12 protein-coding genes are annotated in these 20699 nt (G+C 67.3%); 5 read left to right on the top strand and 7 right to left on the bottom strand.

Going from position 1 to position 20699, the window contains the following annotated elements; translation table 11 throughout:
* Nucleotides 1-5 precede the first annotated feature (5 nt).
* The 5 genes from HWX76_RS23460 to HWX76_RS23445 all read left to right on the top strand — a co-directional run bounded on the left by HWX76_RS23460 (nucleotide 6) and on the right by HWX76_RS23445 (nucleotide 9755).
* Nucleotides 6-1040, top strand: a complete 1035-nt coding sequence (locus HWX76_RS23460) for an acyltransferase (protein WP_124631820.1) — start codon at nucleotides 6-8, stop codon at nucleotides 1038-1040.
* Nucleotides 1041-1508: 468 nt separating this feature from the next.
* Nucleotides 1509-3011 (top strand): ShlB/FhaC/HecB family hemolysin secretion/activation protein, encoded by a 1503-nt coding sequence (locus HWX76_RS23455; RefSeq protein WP_239468950.1) that lies wholly within the window; start codon nucleotides 1509-1511, stop codon nucleotides 3009-3011.
* A gap of 177 nt (nucleotides 3012-3188) precedes the next feature.
* Nucleotides 3189-6494 (top strand): GLUG motif-containing protein, encoded by a 3306-nt coding sequence (locus tag HWX76_RS23450; RefSeq protein WP_176016402.1) that lies wholly within the window; start codon nucleotides 3189-3191, stop codon nucleotides 6492-6494.
* The gene (locus HWX76_RS36775) at nucleotides 6472-6606 is read left to right on the top strand and encodes a hypothetical protein (RefSeq protein ID WP_347880199.1); all 135 of its coding nucleotides are present in this window, start codon (nucleotides 6472-6474) and stop codon (nucleotides 6604-6606) included. The genes HWX76_RS23450 and HWX76_RS36775 overlap by 23 nt, the downstream gene beginning before the upstream one ends.
* A gap of 176 nt (nucleotides 6607-6782) precedes the next feature.
* Nucleotides 6783-9755, top strand: a complete 2973-nt coding sequence (locus tag HWX76_RS23445) for a GLUG motif-containing protein (RefSeq protein WP_176016401.1) — start codon at nucleotides 6783-6785, stop codon at nucleotides 9753-9755.
* Nucleotides 9756-10033: 278 nt separating this feature from the next.
* On the opposite strand, the gene HWX76_RS23440 is transcribed toward HWX76_RS23445, so the two are convergent.
* The 7 genes from HWX76_RS23440 to HWX76_RS23410 form a co-directional block, all read right to left on the bottom strand.
* A complete protein-coding gene (locus HWX76_RS23440) occupies nucleotides 10034-13048 on the bottom strand; it encodes a hybrid sensor histidine kinase/response regulator (RefSeq protein WP_050018241.1) in 3015 nt (1004 codons plus the stop codon).
* Nucleotides 13049-13127: 79 nt separating this feature from the next.
* The gene (locus HWX76_RS23435) at nucleotides 13128-13802 is read right to left on the bottom strand and encodes a response regulator (protein WP_050018240.1); all 675 of its coding nucleotides are present in this window, start codon (nucleotides 13800-13802) and stop codon (nucleotides 13128-13130) included.
* Nucleotides 13803-14170: 368 nt separating this feature from the next.
* Nucleotides 14171-14359 (bottom strand): hypothetical protein, encoded by a 189-nt coding sequence (locus HWX76_RS23430; protein ID WP_205781944.1) that lies wholly within the window; start codon nucleotides 14357-14359, stop codon nucleotides 14171-14173.
* Nucleotides 14360-14478: 119 nt separating this feature from the next.
* Nucleotides 14479-17562: an ATP-binding protein gene (locus HWX76_RS23425; RefSeq protein ID WP_089488950.1), complete on the bottom strand. Its 3084-nt coding sequence runs from the start codon at nucleotides 17560-17562 to the stop codon at nucleotides 14479-14481.
* Between the two features lie 397 nt (nucleotides 17563-17959).
* Nucleotides 17960-18979 carry a hypothetical protein gene (locus tag HWX76_RS23420; protein WP_124594911.1) on the bottom strand — a complete coding sequence of 340 codons (1020 nt, stop codon included), beginning with the start codon at nucleotides 18977-18979 and terminating at the stop codon, nucleotides 17960-17962.
* 136 nt (nucleotides 18980-19115) lie between these two features.
* Nucleotides 19116-19943, bottom strand: a complete 828-nt coding sequence (locus HWX76_RS23415) for a hypothetical protein (protein ID WP_050016075.1) — start codon at nucleotides 19941-19943, stop codon at nucleotides 19116-19118.
* A 120-nt stretch (nucleotides 19944-20063) separates the two neighbouring features.
* The gene (locus tag HWX76_RS23410) at nucleotides 20064-20651 is read right to left on the bottom strand and encodes an SEL1-like repeat protein (protein WP_089490233.1); all 588 of its coding nucleotides are present in this window, start codon (nucleotides 20649-20651) and stop codon (nucleotides 20064-20066) included.
* Nucleotides 20652-20699 lie beyond the last annotated feature (48 nt).

Here is a 20699-nt window from a genome sequence, read left to right as displayed (position 1 = left end):
CCGACATGCAAACCTTCCCCGTCCAGACCGGCATCTTCCGGAACCTCCAGTGTGCACGCGCCTTCGCGGCGCTCGCCGTCGTCGGCTATCACATGGGCACGCTTCCGTTCGGGCAGGCCGGCGTCGATATCTTCTTCGTCATCAGCGGGTTCATCATGTCCGTCGTCGCGCCGCGCGAGGGGCACGCCTTCCTGCGCAGGCGCCTGATCCGGATCGTGCCGCTCTACTGGCTGACCACGCTGGGCGTGTTCGCGATCGCGGTCGTGAAGCCCCAATGGCTGAATTCGACGACGGCCGGCCTCGACTATCTCGTCAAGTCGCTGCTTTTCGTGCCATACGTGAAGGAGAACGGCCATTGGGGGCCGCTGAACCTCAACGGCTGGACGCTCGAATACGAGATGCTGTTCTATCTCGTCATCGCCGGATCGATGTGGTTCGTCCGCGCCCGCCATGCAACGACGTTCGCGGCGCTCGCGCTTGCGCTGTTCTGCGCGTACGTGGCCGCCGGCGGCCCGGCAGGCGAAGTCGCCGCCCATCTCGGCCAGCCGTTCGTGCTCGAATTCGGGCTTGGGGTACTCGCCTGCCGCCTGCTGGAAACCGGCATCGCCGGGCGACTTCCGCGCTTCGCGTGGCTCGCGGCATCCGTAGCGGCGCTCGCGGCGATACCGCTCGCCGCCACCCTGTCCGGCACGCCGACCGGCTTTGAACGTGTCGTCTGGTGGGGCGTGCCGGCCTGCATGCTGATCGTCGCCGCGGTCGCGCTCGACCTGCGGGGCTGGACGATCGGGAACGCGATGCTCGCCCGCCTCGGCGATGCGAGCTATTCGATCTATTTGCTGCATCCGTACGTGATCGGTGCAGCGAACAAGATCGTCGGGGTGCGCCTCGACGCCGGCACGTGGTCGGGCACAGCGGCTGCGCTCGCGACGCTGGCCGCTGTCTGCGCATGCGGCTGTGCCTGCCATGCGTGGATCGAGCGGCCGATACTTGCTGTCTTGAAGCACCGGTTGTCGCGGAAGCGCCGTGCAGCGGCGTCTTGAGCACGGACGCGATTGAATCGAAGAATCTGACAAGAATGAATGATGGAAACAAGTCGCTCGTACTTGTTCCATATTCATTGAGGGAACCATTTCGTAACATCGTCGGCAATCCAAACGGCCGGAGCGGAAGACCACGCTTCGGCCCAAAGGCGCAACCGTTCGAGGTCGAAAATCCATTTCATCCGTTCTCTCGACGCCGTGCCCGGGACGCCCCCGATGCCGGCGCAAGTACCCGCTCTTCCTCCCGCCACGCCAGCGGCCATGCCCGGTGCCTGGCCGTCCTGCCGCCCCGATCCTACCGTCCGAAAGCGCTCCCGCCCGTTCCGCATCGCGTGCCTGACCGGTCTCGCGCTGTCGTTTCACGGTCTCGCGCATGCACAAGTCCAAGTCCCCAATGCGGGACAGTCGCTACGCGACGTCGAGACGCTCCGCCCGGCGCTGCCCGCTCCGGCCGCGCCCGATCTCGCGATGCCTGCGCCAAGCGAAGCGCCCTCGCCTGCTGCGGCTGGCGGCCCACGCATTCCGGTCAGCGCATTCGCCGTTGAAGGCAATGCGGCCATTCCCGCCGCACAGCTCGACCCGCTGCTCGCCGATTTCGTCGGCCGCGACCTGAGCTTCGGCGATCTGCAGCAGGCCGCCAACCGGATCACGACGTACTACCGCGAACACGGCTACGTCCTCGCCCGCGCGTATCTTCCCCGCCAGGACATCGAACACGGTGTCGTGCGCATCGCTGTCGTCGAAGGCCGCTACGGACAGATCGAATTGCACAACCGCACACGCGTGCTCGACCGCGCGCTGCGGCAGCCGCTTGCGTCGCTTCAGCCCGGTGAGATTGCGCACGGCAACCGCCTCGAGCGCAGCCTCATGCTGCTGAACGAGATGCCCGGCGTCGATGCGAAGGGCACGCTGCGGCCCGGCGCCGAACCCGGCACGACCGATCTCGTGATCGATGCCGAACCCGGCCGCTTCGCCACCGGCTCGATCGAACTCGACAACTTCGGCGATCCGCTGACCGGCCGCTACCGCGCGACCGGCAGCGTCGACGTCAATGCGCCGCTGCGCGTCGGCGATCGCTTCTCGCTGCGCGGACTGACGAGCAATACGAATCAGCGCTATTACCGCACGTCGTATCAACTGCCCGTCGGCCCCGCATCGACGCGCGTCGGCGTCGCGTATTCCGACATGAACTACCGGATCGGCGGCAGCCTCAAGGACCTCCGCTACCACGGCGGCGCCGACGTTCGCTCCGCGTTCGTCACGCAGCCGCTGCTGCGCAGCAGGCGCACGAGCCTCGACGCGCAGGTCATCTACGAAAACAAGCATTTGCGCGACGTGTACGGCGCGTTCGACGTGGTCAACGACAAGACCGTCGACCTGTGGTCGTTCGGCGTAAGCGGCAACCATCAGGACACCCTCGGCGGCGGCGGCCGGACCGGCTTCTCCGCCACGCTCGGCATCGGCCACCTGAGCGGCAACGATCCGCTCGACATGGACTACTACGTCCATACCCAAGGCCAGTTCGCGAAGCTGAATGTCAGCGCGCTGCGGCTGCAGGCGCTCGGCGCGCGATTCCAGCTCTACACCCAATTCAGCGCGCAGCTGTCGTCGCGCAATCTCGACGCATCGGAAAAATTCAGCCTCGGCGGCCCGTACGGCGTGCGTGCATTCGCACTCGGCGCCGGCAGCGGCGATCAGGGCTGGCAGGCCACGGCCGAACTGCGCTATCTCGTCGCGCCCGGCTGGCAACTGAGCGCGTTCGCCGACACGGGCCGCATCCAGCTCAGCAAGCAGCGATGGTCCCGCGAGCGCAACACCGTGCCGCTGTCGTCGCTCGGCATCGGCGCGAGCTGGTTCGGCGCGCGCCATCAAATCAATCTCACCGCCGCGCTGCCGGTCGGTTACGCCGATCCGGTCGCGTCGGCCACGCGGTCGCCGAGCGTCTGGTTGCAAGCCGCCCAGTATTTCTGAGCGGTACACGACAAGCGGCCCGCCAGGCAGGAGCGAGCCGCAAGTAGCACGGGCGGCCCCGTCGCCCGCATCGTCGAAAGCGTGCGTCCTGCATGCCTTCGGCCTTTCCCGTTTCGTTAGGTATACGTATCGATACGAAGCGAACACCCTGTACCTTTCCATAGGAACAACAATCTCATGAACAAGACCTACGCACTGGTCTGGAACCAGACCCAGGGGTGCTGGAGCGCAGTCGGGGAAACCGCGCGCCGCCGCGCCAAGCCCGGCAGCGCCAAGCGCGCCGCCGCCGTCCTCTCCCTGCTTGGCTTCACCGCGATGCCCGCCTTCGCACTGCCCACCGGCGAGAACATCACCGCCGGCAAGGCCGACATCATTCGCGAAAACGACGGCAAGTCGATGTCCATCAACCAGCACACCGACAAGCTCATCACCAACTGGAACGACTTCAGCATCGCCGGCAACGAGCGCGTCGCGTTCCGTCAACCCGGCAAGCAGTCGATCGCGCTGAACCGCGTGGTCGGCAACAACGGCAGCCAGATTCAGGGCCAGCTCGACGCCAACGGCAAGGTCTTCCTCGTCAACCCCAACGGCGTGCTGTTCGGCTCCGGCGCGCAGATCAACGTCGGCGGCCTCGTCGCGTCCACCCAGAACATCGCCGACGCCGACTTCCTCGCCGGCAACTATCGCTTCTCCGGTCACTCCACCGCGTCGATCGTCAACGATGGCCACATCACTGCCGCCGACGGCGGCAGCGTCGCGCTGCTCGGCGCGCGCGTGTCCAACAACGGCGTGATCCAGGCGAAGATGGGCCGCGTCGCGCTCGGCGCCGGCAACGCGTTCAAGGTCAACTTCGACGGCAACGACCTGCTCAGCCTGCAGGTCGAGGGCGGTGCGGTCGACGCGCAGGCCACCAACGGCGGTTTGCTGAAAGCCGACGGCGGCGAAGTGCTGATGACCGCGCACGCGGCCGGCAACCTGCTGAACGCCGTGGTCAACAACACCGGCACGATCGAAGCGAAGGGCCTCGCCAACCGCGCCGGCAAGATCACGCTCGACGGCGGCACCGTCAAGGTCGCTGGCAAGCTCGACGCGAGCGCGGCCGAAGCCGGCGCACCGGTGGGCTCCGTCATCACGCGCGGCGAGCGCGTCGACGTCGCCGCCGATACCCGCATCGACACGCGCGCGGGCAACGCCGCCGGCACCTGGACCATCGAGGCCGTCAACGCGGGCGTAAACGGCGATCGTTCGATCGGCGCCGACACCCTCTCGCGCAATCTCGACACCACCAACGTCGCGCTGACCAACACGCAAGGCGACCTGACGGTCGGCGGCCCGGTCGCGTGGAACAGCGACCGCTCGCTCACGCTGACCTCGCAGAAGGGCAACGTCGATCTGCAGCAGGCGCTGTCCGCCACTGGCGCCAACGCCAGCCTGAACGTCAATGCCGCCGACAAGATCCGTATCAACGAAGCAGTCAAGCTCACCGGCCGCAATGCGCATCTCGAACTCAACGCGAAGAACGGCCATACGCTGAACAACAAGGCGGCCGTGACGCTGTCCGGCGACAATGCGTCGTTCCGCTCGAACGGCGAGGACTATAAGGTGCTGCATACGGTCGCCGACCTGCGCAGCATCGATGCGAACCTGGGCGGCCGCTACGTGATCGGCAACACGATCGACGGCGCGAACGCGAGCTTCCGCAGCATCGCGGCCGACAGCGCGTTCTACGGCGTGTTCGACGGCCTCGGCAATACGGTCAGTCGCCTGAACATTTCCAACCCCGGCAAAATGACCGTCGGCCTGTTCTCGCACAACGCCGGCCGCATCGCCAACCTCAGCCTGCGCGACATCGTGACGGTCGCATCGGGTCTGCCGTATGGCTCGCCGATTTCGGTCGGCACGCTCGCCGGCAGCAACTCGGGCACGATCTCGAACGTGACGGCCGAAAACGTCACGGTCTCGACGACCGGGCCCGCATTCGTCGGCGGTCTCGTCGGCTCGAACTATGGCGGCACGATCGAGCGCGCCAGCGTGTCCGGCCGCATCGACACCGATCGCTACGCGAATACGGTTGGCGGCCTCGTGGGCGAGAACCTGACGCTGCTGAACAAGCCGCCGGTCTCGGCGCTGATTCGCGACAGCCAGGCCGACGTGCGCATCAACGCCGCGCACGACGGCGCCACGGGCGGCCTGGTCGGGTACAACACCGGCATGATCGAGCGCTCGTCGAGTGCCGGCACCATCAACGCGACAGGCGCCAACGCGCAGGTCGGCGGGCTCGTCGGCATCAACGACGGCAACGGCATCGTCAAGCAGTCCTCGTCGTCTGCCAGCGTGACCGCACGCAACAATGCCGTGGCGGGCGGGCTCGTCGGCATCAACATGGCCACCATCACGGCATCGCGCGCCAGCGGCAAGGTCAGCGTCGGCGAACGCAGCGTCGCGGGCGGTCTCGCAGGGGTGAACCTGGGCGACATCGATTCCTCCACGGCCGACGGCGACGTGTTCGCGGCGGCGTCCAGCACGGTCGGCGGCCTCGTCGGCTCGAACAGCGGCCGAATCCGGACGTCACAAGCCAACGGCAACGTGACGGCGGGCAACAAGGCCGTGGCCGCGGGCGGCTTCGCCGGCTACAACGACGGCGACATCGACGCGTCGACCGCGACGGGCAACGTCGTCGCCGGTGCCGACAGCCTCGCCGGCGGCTTCGTCGGGCGCAACGGCAAGGCGGGCCGTATCCATGCATCCGTCGCGCAAGGTCACCTCCGCGCCGCGGGCCAATCGACGCTCGGCGGCTTCGTCGGCGAAAACCTCGGCTTCATCGAGACCTCGCAGGCGACCGGCAACGTGGACGGCGACCACAACAGCACGGTCGGCGGCTTCGTCGGCACGAACGGCGGCCGCATCGAGGCATCCGACGCATCCGGCGAAGTGGTCGCGGGCTACAACAGCACGGCGGGCGGCTTTGCCGGGATCAACGCCGGCACGCTCGATTCCTCCAACGCGTCGGGCAACGTCACCGTGCTGAACAACAGCTCGGCAGGCGGCCTCGTGGGGGTCAACACCGGCATCATCCGCACGTCGAGCGCCAACGGCAAGGTAGTGGCCGGGCAATCGAGCAAGGCGGGCGGCCTCGCAGGCCGTAACCTCGGGACGATCGCCGATTCCCGTGCCACCGGCGCGGTGAAGGCCGGCGACTTCTCGTCGGCCGGCGGCCTCGTCGGCGCCAACGAAAGCGGCGACATCGCACGATCGACCGCATCGGGCGACGTCGAAGCCGGCCGGCAGAGCCAGGTCGGCGGCCTCGTCGGCAGTCTGCTCGGGAAGATCGACCAGTCGCGCGACGGGATCCGTCAAGGGCGGCGACGCCAGCTACGTCGGCGGCCTCGTCGGCAGCAATGCTGGTGTCATCACCGCCTCGTCGTCGAGCGGCACGGTTTCCGGCGGCCGGTACGCGCGGTTGGGCGGGCTCGTCGGCGGTAACTTCGGCTTCGTCTACGGCTCGTCGAGCACCAGCCGCGTCGACGTGAAGGCTGGCTACGACCAGTCCTACGGCGCGCTGGTCGGCGTGAACTATGGCCAGGTGAAGCCCTGAGCCTGAACCCGGACGGTTCCGGCTCCGCCGCCTGAACGGCATGCCGGACGCCGTCGCCTGTTGCGAGCGGCCTGTCCGCTCGTAGCCGGCGGCCGCGAGGCCGCCGGTTGTCACCCTCGGTCGACCGGCCTTCACGGTCGGCCGGGTTCATGAAACTCAATCTGGATAACGAAACGATGAACAAGACCTACGCATTGGTCTGGAACCAGACCCAGGGATGCTGGAGCGCAGTCGGGGAAACCGCGCGCCGCCGCGCCAAGCCCGGCAGCGCCAAGCGCGCCGCCGCCGTCCTCTCCCTGCTTGGCTTCACCGCGATGCCCGCCTTCGCACTGCCCACCGGCGAGAACATCACCGCCTGGAACGACTTCAGCATCGCCGGCAACGAGCGCGTCGCGTTCCATCAACCCGGCAAGCAGTCGATCGCGCTGAACCGCGTGGTCGGCAATAACGGCAGCCAGATTCACGGCCAGCTCGACGCCAACGGCCAGGTCTTCCTCGTCAACCCCAACGGCGTGCTGTTCGGCTCCGGCGCGCAGATCAACGTCGGCGGCCTCGTCGCGTCCACCCAGAACATCGCCGACGCCGATTTCCTCGCCGGCAACTATCGCTTCTCCGGTCACTCCACCGCGTCGATCGTCAACGACGGCCACATCACTGCCGCCGACGGCGGCAGCGTCGCGCTGCTCGGCGCGCGCGTGTCCAACAACGGCGTGATCCAGGCGAAGATGGGCCGCGTCGCGCTCGGCGCCGGCAACGCGTTCAAGGTCAACTTCGACGGCAACGACCTGCTCAGCCTGCAGGTCGAGGGCGGTGCGGTCGACGCGCAGGCCACCAACGGCGGTTTGCTGAAAGCCGACGGCGGCGAAGTGCTGATGACCGCGCACGCGGCCGGCAACCTGCTGAACGCCGTGGTCAACAACACCGGCACGATCGAAGCGAAGGGCCTCGCCAACCGCGCCGGCAAGATCACGCTCGACGGCGGCACCGTCAAGGTCGCTGGCAAGCTCGATACGAGCGCGGCCGAAGCCGGCGCACCGGCCGGCTCCGTCATCACGCGCGGCGAACAGGTTCGCGTCGCACGCGACACCACAGTCGACACGCGCGCCGGCGACACCGCCGGCACCTGGACCGTCGAAGCCGCCAACGCGGGCGTCGCACGCAACCAGGCCGACAGCCTCTATCCGGACGGCGCGTCGATCGACGCCGACACGCTGTCGCTCAACCTCGGCACCACCAACGTCGCACTGACCAACACGCAAGGCGACCTGACGGTTAGCGGCCCGGTCGCCTGGAACAGCGATCGCTCGCTCACGCTGACCTCGCAGAAGGGCAACGTCGATCTGCAGCAGGCGCTGTCCGCCACTGGCGCCAACGCCAGCCTGAACGTCAATGCCGCCGACAAGATCCGTATCAACGAAGCAGTCAAGCTCACCGGCCGCAACGCGCACCTCGAGCTCAACGCGAAGAACGGTCATACGCTGAACGACAAAGCCGTCGTGACGCTGTCCGGCGACAACGCGTCGTTCCGCGCGAACGGCGAGGACTACAAGGTATTGCATACCGTTGCCGACCTGCGCAGCATCGATGCGAACCTGGGCGGCCGCTACGTGATCGGCAACACGATCGACGGCGCGAACGCGAGCTTCCGCAGCATCGGCGGCGACCGCGCGTTCCACGGCGTGTTCGACGGCCTCGGCAACACGATCAGCCGGCTGTCGATCACCAACACCGGCCCGAACATCGGCCTGTTCGGGCAAAGCAGCGGCACGCTCGCGAACCTGACGCTCGATTCGCTCGTCGTCGACGGCACCTCGGCCGCCCGCGCTGCGTTCGTCGGCGGCCTCGTCGGCGACAATCTGGGCGGACGCATCACCAACGTCACCGCGAAAAACATGAGCGTGTCGTACAACGGCAGCGACACGGTCCAGATGGGCGGCCTCGTCGGCCGGAACGTCGGGACCATCGATCGCGCGCGCTTCGCCGGGCGCGTATCCGGCAGCAACAACGCGTTCATCGTGGGTGGGCTGGTCGGCTCCAACGTCGGCACGATCGCCGACAGCGAAGCCTTCGCCGACGTCACGCTCGCCGGCCGCCCCGGCATCCCGCTCGACCAGCAGTTCAACCCTGACGTGCAGAGTGCCGGCGGGCTCGTCGGGATGAACGGCGGCCGCATCGTTCGCTCGTCGAGCGGCGGGCGCGTGTCCGGTCGCGACAACACAAGCACCGGCGGCTTCGTCGGCGTCAACTACGGCACGATTCGCGACGCGTCGACCTCCGCCACGGTCACGGCAGGCAAAGGCGGGTATGTCGGCGGCTTCGTCGGCAAGAACCGCGACGGCGGCACGATCGCGAACGCGTCCGCCTCCGGCTCGGTCACGGCCGCCGGTGCGAAGGCGATCGGCGGCTTCATCGGCGAAAACGCGCGCGGCACGCTGGACGACGTGCGCTCGACCGGTGACGTGACCGACCTCGCGAGCGGCCATGTCGGCGGCCTGGCCGGCGCGAACCGCGGCACGATCCGCAACGCGCACGCCACGGCCACGGTGAAGGCCGGCCGCAACAGCCACGTGGGCGGGCTCGTCGGTACCAACGACGGCACCGTGTCGAACGCGCGCGCCGAAGGCAAGGCAAGCGCAGGAGATGGGAGCGACGTTGGCGGGCTCGTGGGCCTGAACACGGGGCTGCTGGACACCGTGCAGGCCGCCGTCGACGTGACGGCCGGCAACGGTAGCCGTGCCGGCGGACTGGTGGGCGCGAACCGCGGCAACAAGGCGATCGTGCGTCATGCGTCGGCGTCGGGCAATGCTGCGGCGGACGACTCGAACGTCGGCGGCCTGGCGGGCCTGAACGACAAGGACGCCCTCATCGAGGATGCATCGTCCACCGGCACGATTGCGGGCACCCGTTCGAACCTGGGCGGCCTGGTCGGTGAAAACGCCGGCACGATCCGGGCCTCGACGTCGAGCAGCCGTCTGAACCTGGTGTCGCCGGTCTACGGTCCGTTTTACTGGGGCCGACTGGTGGGGTTCAATACGGAGAGCGGCCACATCGAAACCAGCTCGGCCAGCGGCCCGGGCCAGCCCTATTCGACGGTCGGCATGAGTTTCGGCAAGATCGACGGGCGGTGGCAGTACGGTCCCGTCGACTGATAATGGTGCGTTGAAACCGTAGGGTTTGGCGTGACGGCCCCCGCTCGTTTCAAAAGTGGGGGGCGGAAAAATCAATGGCCGGCGGCTTCGACGAAACTGCCGGCCATCTCGTTTCCGGTCCGGGCCATTCGAAACCGGCCCGCCACCTTACTGGTAGCTCATCGTAAAGGTCGCCACGGCATTTGCAGTGCCGACCTTTACGATGAGTTATCAGTCGTGCGGCCACGCGCGGGCTTCGGCCAGACCTGGCCTGAGCGCCGAACGGCTGCGCCCCGGAGTCAACGCTCGAGATGCCGTTCGATCTCGCTGCGGAACGCAACCCAGTGAGCCCGGAGCGCCTCGGCTCCGCCCTCGTTCACGATACGCTCCATGGCTGCGCAGGCGTCGCGCGCTTCGGTATTGTCGGCAAGCGCGAAGCCGCCCCGCATCGAGTGCAGCTCGATCCTGACAGGAACGGCGTCGCCGCGCGGCAGCGCCTCGTCAATCGCCGCGAGCGAGCGCAGCGTCGCAGCCCGCAATTTCTCGCGGATTTCGTCGGTCATCACCGGCGGCGTTCGACCGCTGAAATCGGCCGGACGAGCGCCGGTCTCCGCCGCACCACGCCCCCCGTGCCGACGCAACACCGCCTCGAGCGCATCGATCGACAACGGCTTGAGCACGACTTCCACCGCCCCCACCTGCACGCAGCGGCGCCGGTCCTCGTCGGTCGCATGCGCGGTCATCGCGATCACCGGCACGGTCGCACCCTGCTCGCGCAGGAAATTCGCGAGCGCGAAGCCGTCGAGTTCGGGCATGCCGAGATCGGTCAGCACCACGTCGAACGGCTGCTGGAAGTACGCACGCATCGCCTCGACGCCATTCGCGACGAGCGTGGCGTCGCAATGCAGCGCATCCAGCTGATCGCGCAGCAGCGTGCGGCTCGCAGGATGATCCTCCGCCACGAGCACGCGCAGCGGGGTCTCGTCGTCCGCAAGGATCGGCAGCGGCGGCGCCCCGGGTTCCGGCTCGTCGAACGCGGCCCGCCACCCGTGCGGCGCGTCGGACAGCGGCAGCGACGCCGTGAACGTCGTGCCCGAGCCTGGCCGGCTCGCGACGGTCAGATCGCCCTGCATCAGCCGCACGAGACGCCGGCAAAGCGGCAGCCCGAGCCCCGTGCCGCCGAAGCGCCGGTAGATCGACGGATCGGTCTGAACGTACACATCGAACAACGTCGGCAGGCCTTCCGGAGGAATGCCGATCCCGGTATCGCGCACCGCGATCTCGACGCCGCGCCGGTCGCCCGATGCGCCGGCCAAGCGCGCATCGATCGTCACGCTGCCGTGCTCGGTAAACTTGATCGCGTTGCTGACGAGATTCGACACGATCTGACGCAGGCGGCTCGGGTCGCCGACGTAGCCGTCGGCCAGTTCCGGCGCGATCCGGCATTCGAGCGCGAGATGCTTCGCGTCCGCGAGCGGGCGGAAGATCGCCGCGACGTCGTGCAGAACGGCACGCACATCGAACGGAACCGCTTCCAGCGCCATCTGGTTGGATTCGACCTTCGACAGATCGAGCACGTCGTTGATCACGCGCAGCAACGCATCCGACGACGACATGACCGTCTGCAGCCGGCGCTGCTCCATCGACGGCAGCGTGGCGCGCGCCATCAGCTCGAGGTTGCCGACGATCGCGTTCAGCGGCGTGCGAATCTCGTGGCTCATCGTCGCGAGGAACGTCGATTTCGCCTTGTTCGCATCATCCGCCGCCATGCGCGCTTCCTTCAGTTTGTCTTCCGTCAGCTTGCGGGCGGTGACGTCGGTCAAGGTGCACAGCAACACATCGACGCCACGGAACCGGGTTCGCACGACCTGTGCCGCCAGATAGACCGTGTCGTGATCCGGGTGCTCGATCGCCAGTTCGTGCTGCATGACGCCGCGCCGGGCGCTGCTGCCCGCGTGGCGCTCGCGGTAGGCCTGCCAGATGCGCTTGCCGAGCGACAGCCCGGGCACGCCGCGGTCGTATGCGAGCACCGCATCGTTGCGCAGCATCGTCTCGCCGTCCGCCACCGACAGCAGCAGCAACCCGGCCGGCGCGTGGCGGATCAGCGTCCGGTTGAATGCCTCGCTCTCGATCAGGCGGATCGCGCGCCGGTTCGCCGGACGCAGCGCGCGGCGATCGAACAGCACGATCGTCGACCAGAGCAGCACGATGCCGAACAGCGCGGCGCCGAGCGTGACGCTCAAGCTGACGAGGGTTGCCGTCAATACGCTGCGCCACGAGAAAGTCGTCATCACGACGAGGCTGGACCCGGGCAAGCGATCGTAGACGATGAAGCGCGCGCCGCGCCGTCGCACGGCCACGTTTTCGCCTAACGGTTCGCGCGCGTCGCGCAGCGCGCGCTCGATCATCGCCGGGTCGCGCTCGCGCCCGAAGACGATGTTCCCGCGCGCGTCGACGACCGCGACGTCCTCATCGTCGGAACGCGGCACCATCGCATCGTCGACCCGGTACGCCCCGTTGACGACGAGCCATCCGAACGGCCGTCCGGCCGCGTCGTCGAGCCGACGCGCGAACCGCACGACGTCCCGTCCGGACAACGGGTCGAAACGGCGATCGAGCATGACCAGCCGGCTCTGAATGAACGCCTTCTGTTTCGCGACCCCGGTCGGCATCGTCCGGGCAATCAGCGCCGTCAGATCGATGCCCGGCCCGAGCGAACGGGCGCGTGCGACGAGCCCCGGCCCCACGACGGCGAGAAACCGGCCATCGAGCCCGATCAGGTAGCCACCGAACGGTTCGGTGTCGGATGTAAGCGCAGAGGGTTGCGTCGGGACCAACCGGTCGTCCTTCCGGAACAGGCCGAGCAACGCACCGAGATAGCCAGCATACGATGCGGCGGGGCGATCCGGCGTGATTTCCGCCAAGGCGAGTAGCGTCTCGCCACCCGCGCCGTTGCTTGCGCCCAGCACACCGCCCGCCGCCGAGAATTGTGTCAGCGCGTCGGGCGACGGCCGTGCGCCCTGATTCCAGAGCTGCTCGATCCGGCTCCCGTAGGTCGCCAGCACCATGTCGGCCGCCTGCATGCTCCCGAAGAACTGCGCTTCCCGGTACAGGAAAGTCGAGCGCGCCTGCGCGCGATAGTCCTGCACGTCGAGCCGCACGACAAGCGCGGCGCAAATCAGAATGAACAGCGTGACCGCGATCCCGCCGCCATACAGCAGGAACTGCTGCTGACGGCGCACCCGGCCGGGATCGAACGGCTTGCGGCCGGCATGGGCGACCTGGCTGGCGAATCGCTTCAGTTTGGCGGGCATCGACTATCGCGTGCCGAAACGTGTGCCGGCAGCCGTTGCTCGCCGCCGGAACCGACACCGGATCGCGCATCGCATGCCGCTATTCGCCGTGCGCCGGCGCGTCGGCGCCGGGCATGTCCGGGAGCTTGCCTTCACTGGCGTAGCGGATCAGGTCGGCATCGCGCACGATGCCGAGCTTCTTCATCGCGCTCGACTTCTGCGAACTGATCGTCTGCTTGCTGCGGTGAAGCTGAACGGCGATCTCACCCACCGTCAGGCCGGCCCCGTAAAGTCGCACGACTTCGATCTCGCGGGCCGTCAGCACCCGTGTGCCCGACGACGACTCGGTGCCCTCCAGCAATTGCTTGACGAACGGAGACAGATAATTCGCGCCGACGTAAGCGGCGTGTACCGCGCCAACCAGATGCGAAATCGCGTCGGATTTGCTGAGGATGCATCCGACACCCTGCCGCTGAATCGCATGCAGCACGCTCGGGTTGTCGATCATCGTGATCGTCACGAGATGAAGCGCGGGATAGCGGCGCTGCAAAAACGACAGCAACGCGAGACCGTCGCCATACTTGCCGCCGGGCATCACGTAGTCGACGACGAGCACGTCGCTCTGCTGCTCGTCGAGCATCGCCACCAGGTCGGTCGAATTCGAGACAGTACCGAGCAGCCTGATCGTGCTGCTGCCCGCGAGTGCCTGCGACATCCCGAGTGCGGACGATGGATGATCGTCTGCCACCATCACTCGCACAAAAAATTCATCCATCTCTATTCTTCTCCCGATACACGCGGCCCGACGTGCCATGTTGTGCGACGCGCCGGGATTCGAATCCATCTCGCAACACGATCGCGTTGCGGTGTTCAGCGAACCGGGCGGTGCGCAGCGTAATTTTAAGATAATAGGCGGGTTCTGCGTTGCCTCAATGCGACGGAGTGCGACCGGGAGCACCGGCGTGCGGCCACGCACAGCGGCCGGGGCTCGACGCAATAGTCGCCTCGCCATCCGCCGTGACCGGGCACGGCCTTGCCGCGGCAGACCCTTTCGGCGATCCGCCGCCCATGCACGCCCAATCGACGGCGCCCCAACGCCGTCGATCCGTTCTGCCCTGCGGGGTGGCCCGAGCCGCAGCCTGTCTATCGTTTGTCCACTGACTTGCCCGGTTCATCCGCTCCATCGCCCGCGGCGTGCTGCCACTCGGTGATGGCCCGCCGCTTCTGCGACGGCGACATCATCATGAATTCGTTCAGCTTCGTGAGGAAATCCCGTCTGGATTTCTCCGGCAACGTCGCGAATCCAAGCAGCAGCCCGAACACCTTTCCTATATAGCGCACGGCCTTACCCTTCCTTCTTCAGTCGAAATCACGCGGCACCGGCACGATGCCGCGTGTCTGCCTTCCCTGTTTGACGCCGGCGGTCTGCGCTGCCTTCGCGTGTCGTTTTCTTATCGTCCCGGCCAATCCACCGTTGCGGCCATCGCATCCGATGCCCGTCGCCTGTCTGCCGCTTCGGCGGGCGCGCCCGTCCCGCGCCGCCGCGCGATGCGCGCCAGACTGCGGCGCAGGTCCGCCAGCGTCACGGGCTTGGTCAACACGCATTCGACGTTCGATACCGCATAACGCCTTGCGTCGTCCGGCCCCAGGTGCGATACCACGGCGATCATGTCGCACGGCAGCGCGCGCGCATGGACGACCTCCGCCAGTTCACGGGCCGGCATGTCGGGCAGGTCGGCGCCGAGCAGCAGCACCTCCCATGCACCGTTCGCCAGCGTATCGAGCGCCGCCGCGCCGGACGACACGCAGCGGACCGTATGGCCAAGCACGTCGAGCTGTTCGCGGAAGATCGAGCCGTTGACCGACGTATCGTCGGCAACCAGCACCCTCAGCCCGCGCGCATCGGATGCCGGCACCGCCGGCACCGCCCGCCGGCCGGCATCCGCAGCGCCACGCGTCCCGCGCCGCGATTCCGCCGTCGCGACCCGCGCCTGCCCGATCGCCGTGCGCAGCCCGCTCAGCGAATAGCTCGACACGCGAATCGTGCGGCCCGCAACGTCCGGCTGCAGCGGGCCGTCTGGGGTGGCCAGCACGATCGGCGTACCCCCTCCGAGGCTGTCGAGCTCGTCGCGCCGCCATCGATCGGAATCGCCGAAGAGCACGATCGCGTGAGCACGCGCGAGGCACCCGGCGGCCATTCCGATCGGACTCGGATGCATCGCGACATCGAAACCCCATGCGCGCAGATGGGGAAACGCGAACGTGCGCCACGCATCCTCCGGCGACACGACGATCAGCGTCTGCCCGGCGCCCGCGCCGACCGGACATTTCGGCGCAATGGCCATGCGCAACGGCAGGCGAACGGTAAACAGGCTGCCGACGCGCGGTGCGCTGTCGACCGAAATCGTCCCGCCCATCGCCGCGACCAGCCGATCGCACAGCGCGAGCCCGAGCCCCGTGCCGCCGTAGCGCCGCGTGATCGACGCGTCGACCTGCGAAAACGGCTTGAACAGCCTCGCCTGCTGCGCGGGATCGATCCCGATGCCCGTATCCTCGATGCCGATCGCGAGCTCGGGCGCGCCGCGCGCGTTGCGTCCCACCGCCACGCGCGCGACGACGCGCCCTTCGCTCGTGAACTTGATCGCGTTGCTCAACAGGTTGCCGACCACCTGTGCGAGCCGCGTCGGATCGCCGCGCATGCGCTGCGCGTCGCTCGCATCGATATCGGCAAACAGCGGTAACCCTTTCGCCTTCGCCACGGACGCGAACGCGGCCAGTTGGCGCTCCATCACGGCGATCACGTCGAACTCGATCGACTCGACCGACATCGCACCGGCCTCGATCTTCGAGAAATCGAGGATATCGCTGACGATCGCGAGCAGGCCCTCGGCCGATGCGCGCAGCGTCTGTACGCGACTCTGCTGCGAGGCATCGAGCGCCGTGCGCTCGAGCAGCTCGAGGTTGCCGAGGATCACATTCAGCGGTGTGCGGATCTCATGGCTCGTCGCGGCGAGAAACGACGACTTGGCTGCATTCGCCGAATCGGCCGCGCGCACGGCTTCCTCGAGCTGATGCACGAGCCGGCGCTGGGCGGACGTATCGGCGAAGGCCGCGATCATCACGTCCTCGCCCTGGTAACGGGCGCCGTGCGCAATGACCTCCAGATGCAGCGGCGAGGCGCCGTGCGCGTCGAGCACGAGTTCGGTCATCATCGTCCTGCCCGCCCCGCCGTCCGCGACGAACACCTCGTATTGCGCGAGGACCTGCGCGGTCAGCGCCTGCGGATTGCCACCGTACGGCACGAGCATCTGCGCCAGCACGTCGCTCGCCAGGATCACGCGGCGATCGGACAGCGACACGAGCCCGATGCCGACCGGCGCCATCCCGATCACGCTGCGGCACAGATCCTCGCTGTCGAACACGCGGGCCGAGCGCGCGTAGACGGGCACGAGCACGCGCCGGTAGAAACGCATGAGCAACAGCCACATCACCGCGATCGCCAGCAGCGATGCCGCGACGAGCGCACCGGCCTGCACGCCGATCGCGGCCGCGACGTCGGCCCACGACAGCATATAGGCGATCGTCCAGCCGGTCGCGCCGAGCGGACCGCGGAACACGATCGTGCCGTCGCGGAACATCGCCTCGGCCGGCGCCGCGAGCCCGTGCGCGACGTCCAGCTCGAGCAGACGCGCATCGAGCGCCTGCGTGCGCTCGACGGCGGGATCGACCGTGATGAGCCGGTTGTCGGCGGCCGTGATGAAGAACACGCCGGTCGCATGACGATCCTGCAGCCACGACAGCAGATACTCGGGCGCATACTCGGTCACGAGCACCGCGAACGGCCGGCCGTCGGCACGCGCCTCCGCGGCGATCCGGATGCGGGCCTGCCCAGTCACCGGGTTGACGTACGGCGGCAGCCAGTGCACGTGCGGCCGACCGTCCGCACCGAGTTCGGGCGTGTGTGTGAAGTCGATGCGCAATGCGTCGAGCACGTGCGCGCGCGCATCGGCGGTAGCCAGCGCCGGATTGTCGCGCGACAGATGCGGCACGAGACCGAACAGTCCCGTGCGGGTGCTGTAGTGGTACCCCTCCAACGTGCGCCCGCGATTGAGCGAACTCGCCGCGCAGATGCGCGACAGCATGAACGACAGCGCGAGATAGCGCGCCACCTCGTCGCGCTGCGCCGTCTGGCCCGGTACACCGACCACCAGCGACGGATACGGCTTGATCGCGAGCTGCTCGCCGTTGGCGAAGAATCCGTCCACGACGTCGGCCGGTGCGGGGTCCAGCTCGCGCCATATCAGCTGCGTATTCGCGACGCCGTTGCGGAACGACGTCTCGCTCACCTGAATCTCGTCGACGGTTTCCTCGACGCCGTTCAGAAAATTGCGCCGCTCGCCGTCCAGGTAGCCGTAGACGATCGAAACGATCCCGAGCCCGCAGGCGACGAGGATCAGGATCGTCACGACAATGGCGCCGCCGAACATCGAAATGCTCTGATAGCGGCGAATGGACTGAAGCGTGCTGTACGGCATAGCCTGGCGCGACGACGCGTCGGGTTCCGCGGTCGAGCGGATGCTCGGCCCGAACGGACGTCACGATGGAATGAAAGGGATGGAATTGTCCCGATCATGCCAAACGACTCGGGGGAAATCAGTCGATGCAGTCCTTTTTAGTACTCGTCTGAATAATTTGAATAATTTTTTTGAACTTGACCGAGTCTTTGATGCGACATTTCGTCTGATCCGGGCCGCTGCGTCACGCAGGGGAACGGCAACGCGCGGTGTACGCGTAAACGAAATGCCGCCGGCAAGCCGGCGGCAAAAGATGCGGACACGCATCGCGGGTCGCACCTGAGGCACTCGATGGGACGCGCGCAGGTCATTCGCGAATGACTGCCCCGCGCGACGCTGCCGCGCCGGACGTTTCCGCTCAGTTCTGCGTGAGCGGATTCAGCGTCGTGCACAGGAAGCCCGTGCAGTTCTTCGGCGTGAAATAGAACGACGCCATCGCCGGCACGGGCGAACCGAGCGCGAGGTCGCTCAGGTAGGCCGAGCCCTGCGCACCGAACGTGTTCGACTGCTGGACGAAGCTCGCGCCGGTCGACTGGATCGCGGCCGACTGGTACGTGAAGGTCGGCGATTGCGTCTGGTCCTTCACGTAGATCCACGAGATCGCCGTGCCGAACGCCATCGCGCCCTTCGCACGATAACCCTTCGCGCCTTCGCTGTTGGCCTGCGCGATGAAGTCGTTCACGGTCGACGTCGGCGCCAGCGCGTCGTACGTATAGGTCGCGTTCGACGCGTTGTTCTTCATGTATACGTTCGCCTGCGCGGCCCCGACCATCAGCGGACCGACGAACCAGTAGCCCGACTGGCCCTGGCCGTTCGCCTGCGTGAGGAACGCGTTCGCATCGGCCGGCAGGCCGGTCGTCGTGTACGTGTACGTGGCCGACGAGCCGCCGTCCTTGCGATAGAGATCGCCGTACGTGAGCGGTCCTTCGTACCGGTAGCCGCTCGCCCCTTGCGCGTTTGCCGCGTTGACGAAGGACGTCATGTCGGACGACGCCGTTTGCAACTGGTACGTATACGTCTGAGCGGTGCCGTCGTTCACGAAGATCGACTGCGTGCCACCGTTGGCCGCGCTGTAGAAGTAGTCGCCCAGATAGCGGTAGCCCTTCGCGCCTTCGCTGTTGACCAGCGTCAGGAAGCCCGCCTGGTCGGCCGCAACAGGCTGCGCCTCGTAGCGCCACGTCAGTGTGCTGCCGCCGGAACCACCCGAACCGCCGCTGCCGCCGGAACCCGTTCCGCCCGAACCCGTGCCGCCTGTCCCGCCGCTGCCGCCGTTGTTGCTCGTCCCCGATCCGCCTGACGAAGCCGGCGAGGAATTGTCGTCGCCACCGCAAGCGGTGAGCGCGAGGCAGGTCAATGCGATCAGTGCAACGGCTTTCATCGGGATCACCTTCCAAACGAACGGGACGAACGAAGCCCGTACGCGCGAATCACGCCGCGCGCACCGACCATCAAGAATCAAGAATCAGAAATCGGGAGTCGGCCGGCGGCCGGCGGCCTCCGCCGGCCCGGCGACGTCAATTGACCTGCAGTTGCCCACCGCGGCCCAGCCCGCCCTTGACGTCCTGCGCCTTGTAGCTGCGCAGCGCGACGACCATCTTGTTGTACGCGTCGATGAACGCGACGACCGTCGCCTTGCCTTCCGGCGTCGACGAGAAGCCCGCCAGCGCGCCGCCTACCCCGCCGCCGAAGCCGCCCAGCGCCGCACCGTAGTTGGTCGCCGTCGAGCTGCCTTCCGACGCCGCGATCTGCACCGCCGAGCGCACGTCGAACAGCGTCAGCGTCACCACCGACGCCTTCGTCTGCAGGTGGCCCGCCACCGCCGCCACCGCGCTGTTGCCGATCAGCCCGCCGATCATGCTGCCGATCCCGCCGATCGGCGAATCGTTGATCACGATCTGCGGTTCCATGTAGTAGTCGGCCGCGACGCGCTGGCCCTTCTGCTGCTTCGAGCCCGCGCGGTATTCGCCCGAGTTGCGTTGCAACTGCGTGATGCGCGACAGGCGCGCGTCGCTCTTCTGGTTGCCGATCGACGTGATCACGAAGCAGTTCGACTGCTGCACCGCCAGCCGCAGCAGCGGATCGATGCTCGTCACCTTGGTCGCGCTGCCGAACTGGCCCCACCAGTCGGCGTTGCGGCCGTCGTCGACCGCGATCGTGCCGAGCGGCGACGGGCAGCGCTGCAGTTGCGAATCGGCGCCGGCGCTCGCGCCGCCGGCCGCCGCGCCCGTCACGCCGGCGTTCTGCCCGCCGGGCGTCACCACGCCGCCGCAACCCGCGACGGACGCGCCAAGCGCTGCAACCAGCGCGCCTTGAGTGAGACGTTGGGAAAGGTTGGTCTTCATGTCGTTATCGATCGATTAGCGTCGTTGTTCGGCTTATGTGTTCGTGCGAACTTCGATAAGCCCCCCGGCGTGGCGCGCGATGGTGGTCTCCCCGCTGCCGCCCCGTTGCTCGATACCCGGTCAGTAGTACCAGTACGTCTGCTGCCAGACGCCGTAGTACGGATAGCCCGAGTACCAGTAGCCGTAATAGACGTCACGCCATTGCGTGCGCCATTTCCAGTCTTCTTCGTCTTCCTTCTTGGCCTTGCGTGCAAGGTCGAGCAGCTTCTTCGATTCCTTGTCGCCGCGGCCGGCCGCGATCGACAGCCACTTCTCCGCTTCGCGCGCATCCGAGCCCATTTCCTCGAGACCGAACAGGTAGAAACTGCCGAGCGCCTTCTGCGCGTTCAGGTCGCCGCGTTCGGCGGCCTCGCGCATCCACTTGAGCGCCTGGTAGCTGTCCTGGCGCACGCCGTCGCCGCGGAAATAGCGCAGGCCGAGGTCGTAGGCGGCCTTCGGCTGGGTCTTCGCGGTTTGCTTGAGCGCGGCGATGCGTGGATCGTCCCGGTCTTCCGCATCGTCCCTTTTTTGATAGGAGACCTGATCTTTAGGGCGATAGGAACAACCTGTGTCGTCGCAGATCCGTACCGTGCCGGCGGTAACCGACGGATCCTGCGCGCACGCGGCCAGCAGCAACAGCAGCCCCGGTGCGAGTAAACGGCGATACATGGGTACTTTCCTCACGTTTCATTGGCGCCGTATTGCTTCGCGCGCTCG

This window comes from Burkholderia sp. BCC0398 (assembly GCF_902833245.1).
In the GTDB taxonomy this organism is placed as follows: domain Bacteria; phylum Pseudomonadota; class Gammaproteobacteria; order Burkholderiales; family Burkholderiaceae; genus Burkholderia; species Burkholderia sola.
This window is presented reverse-complemented; position numbering and strand designations above follow the sequence as displayed.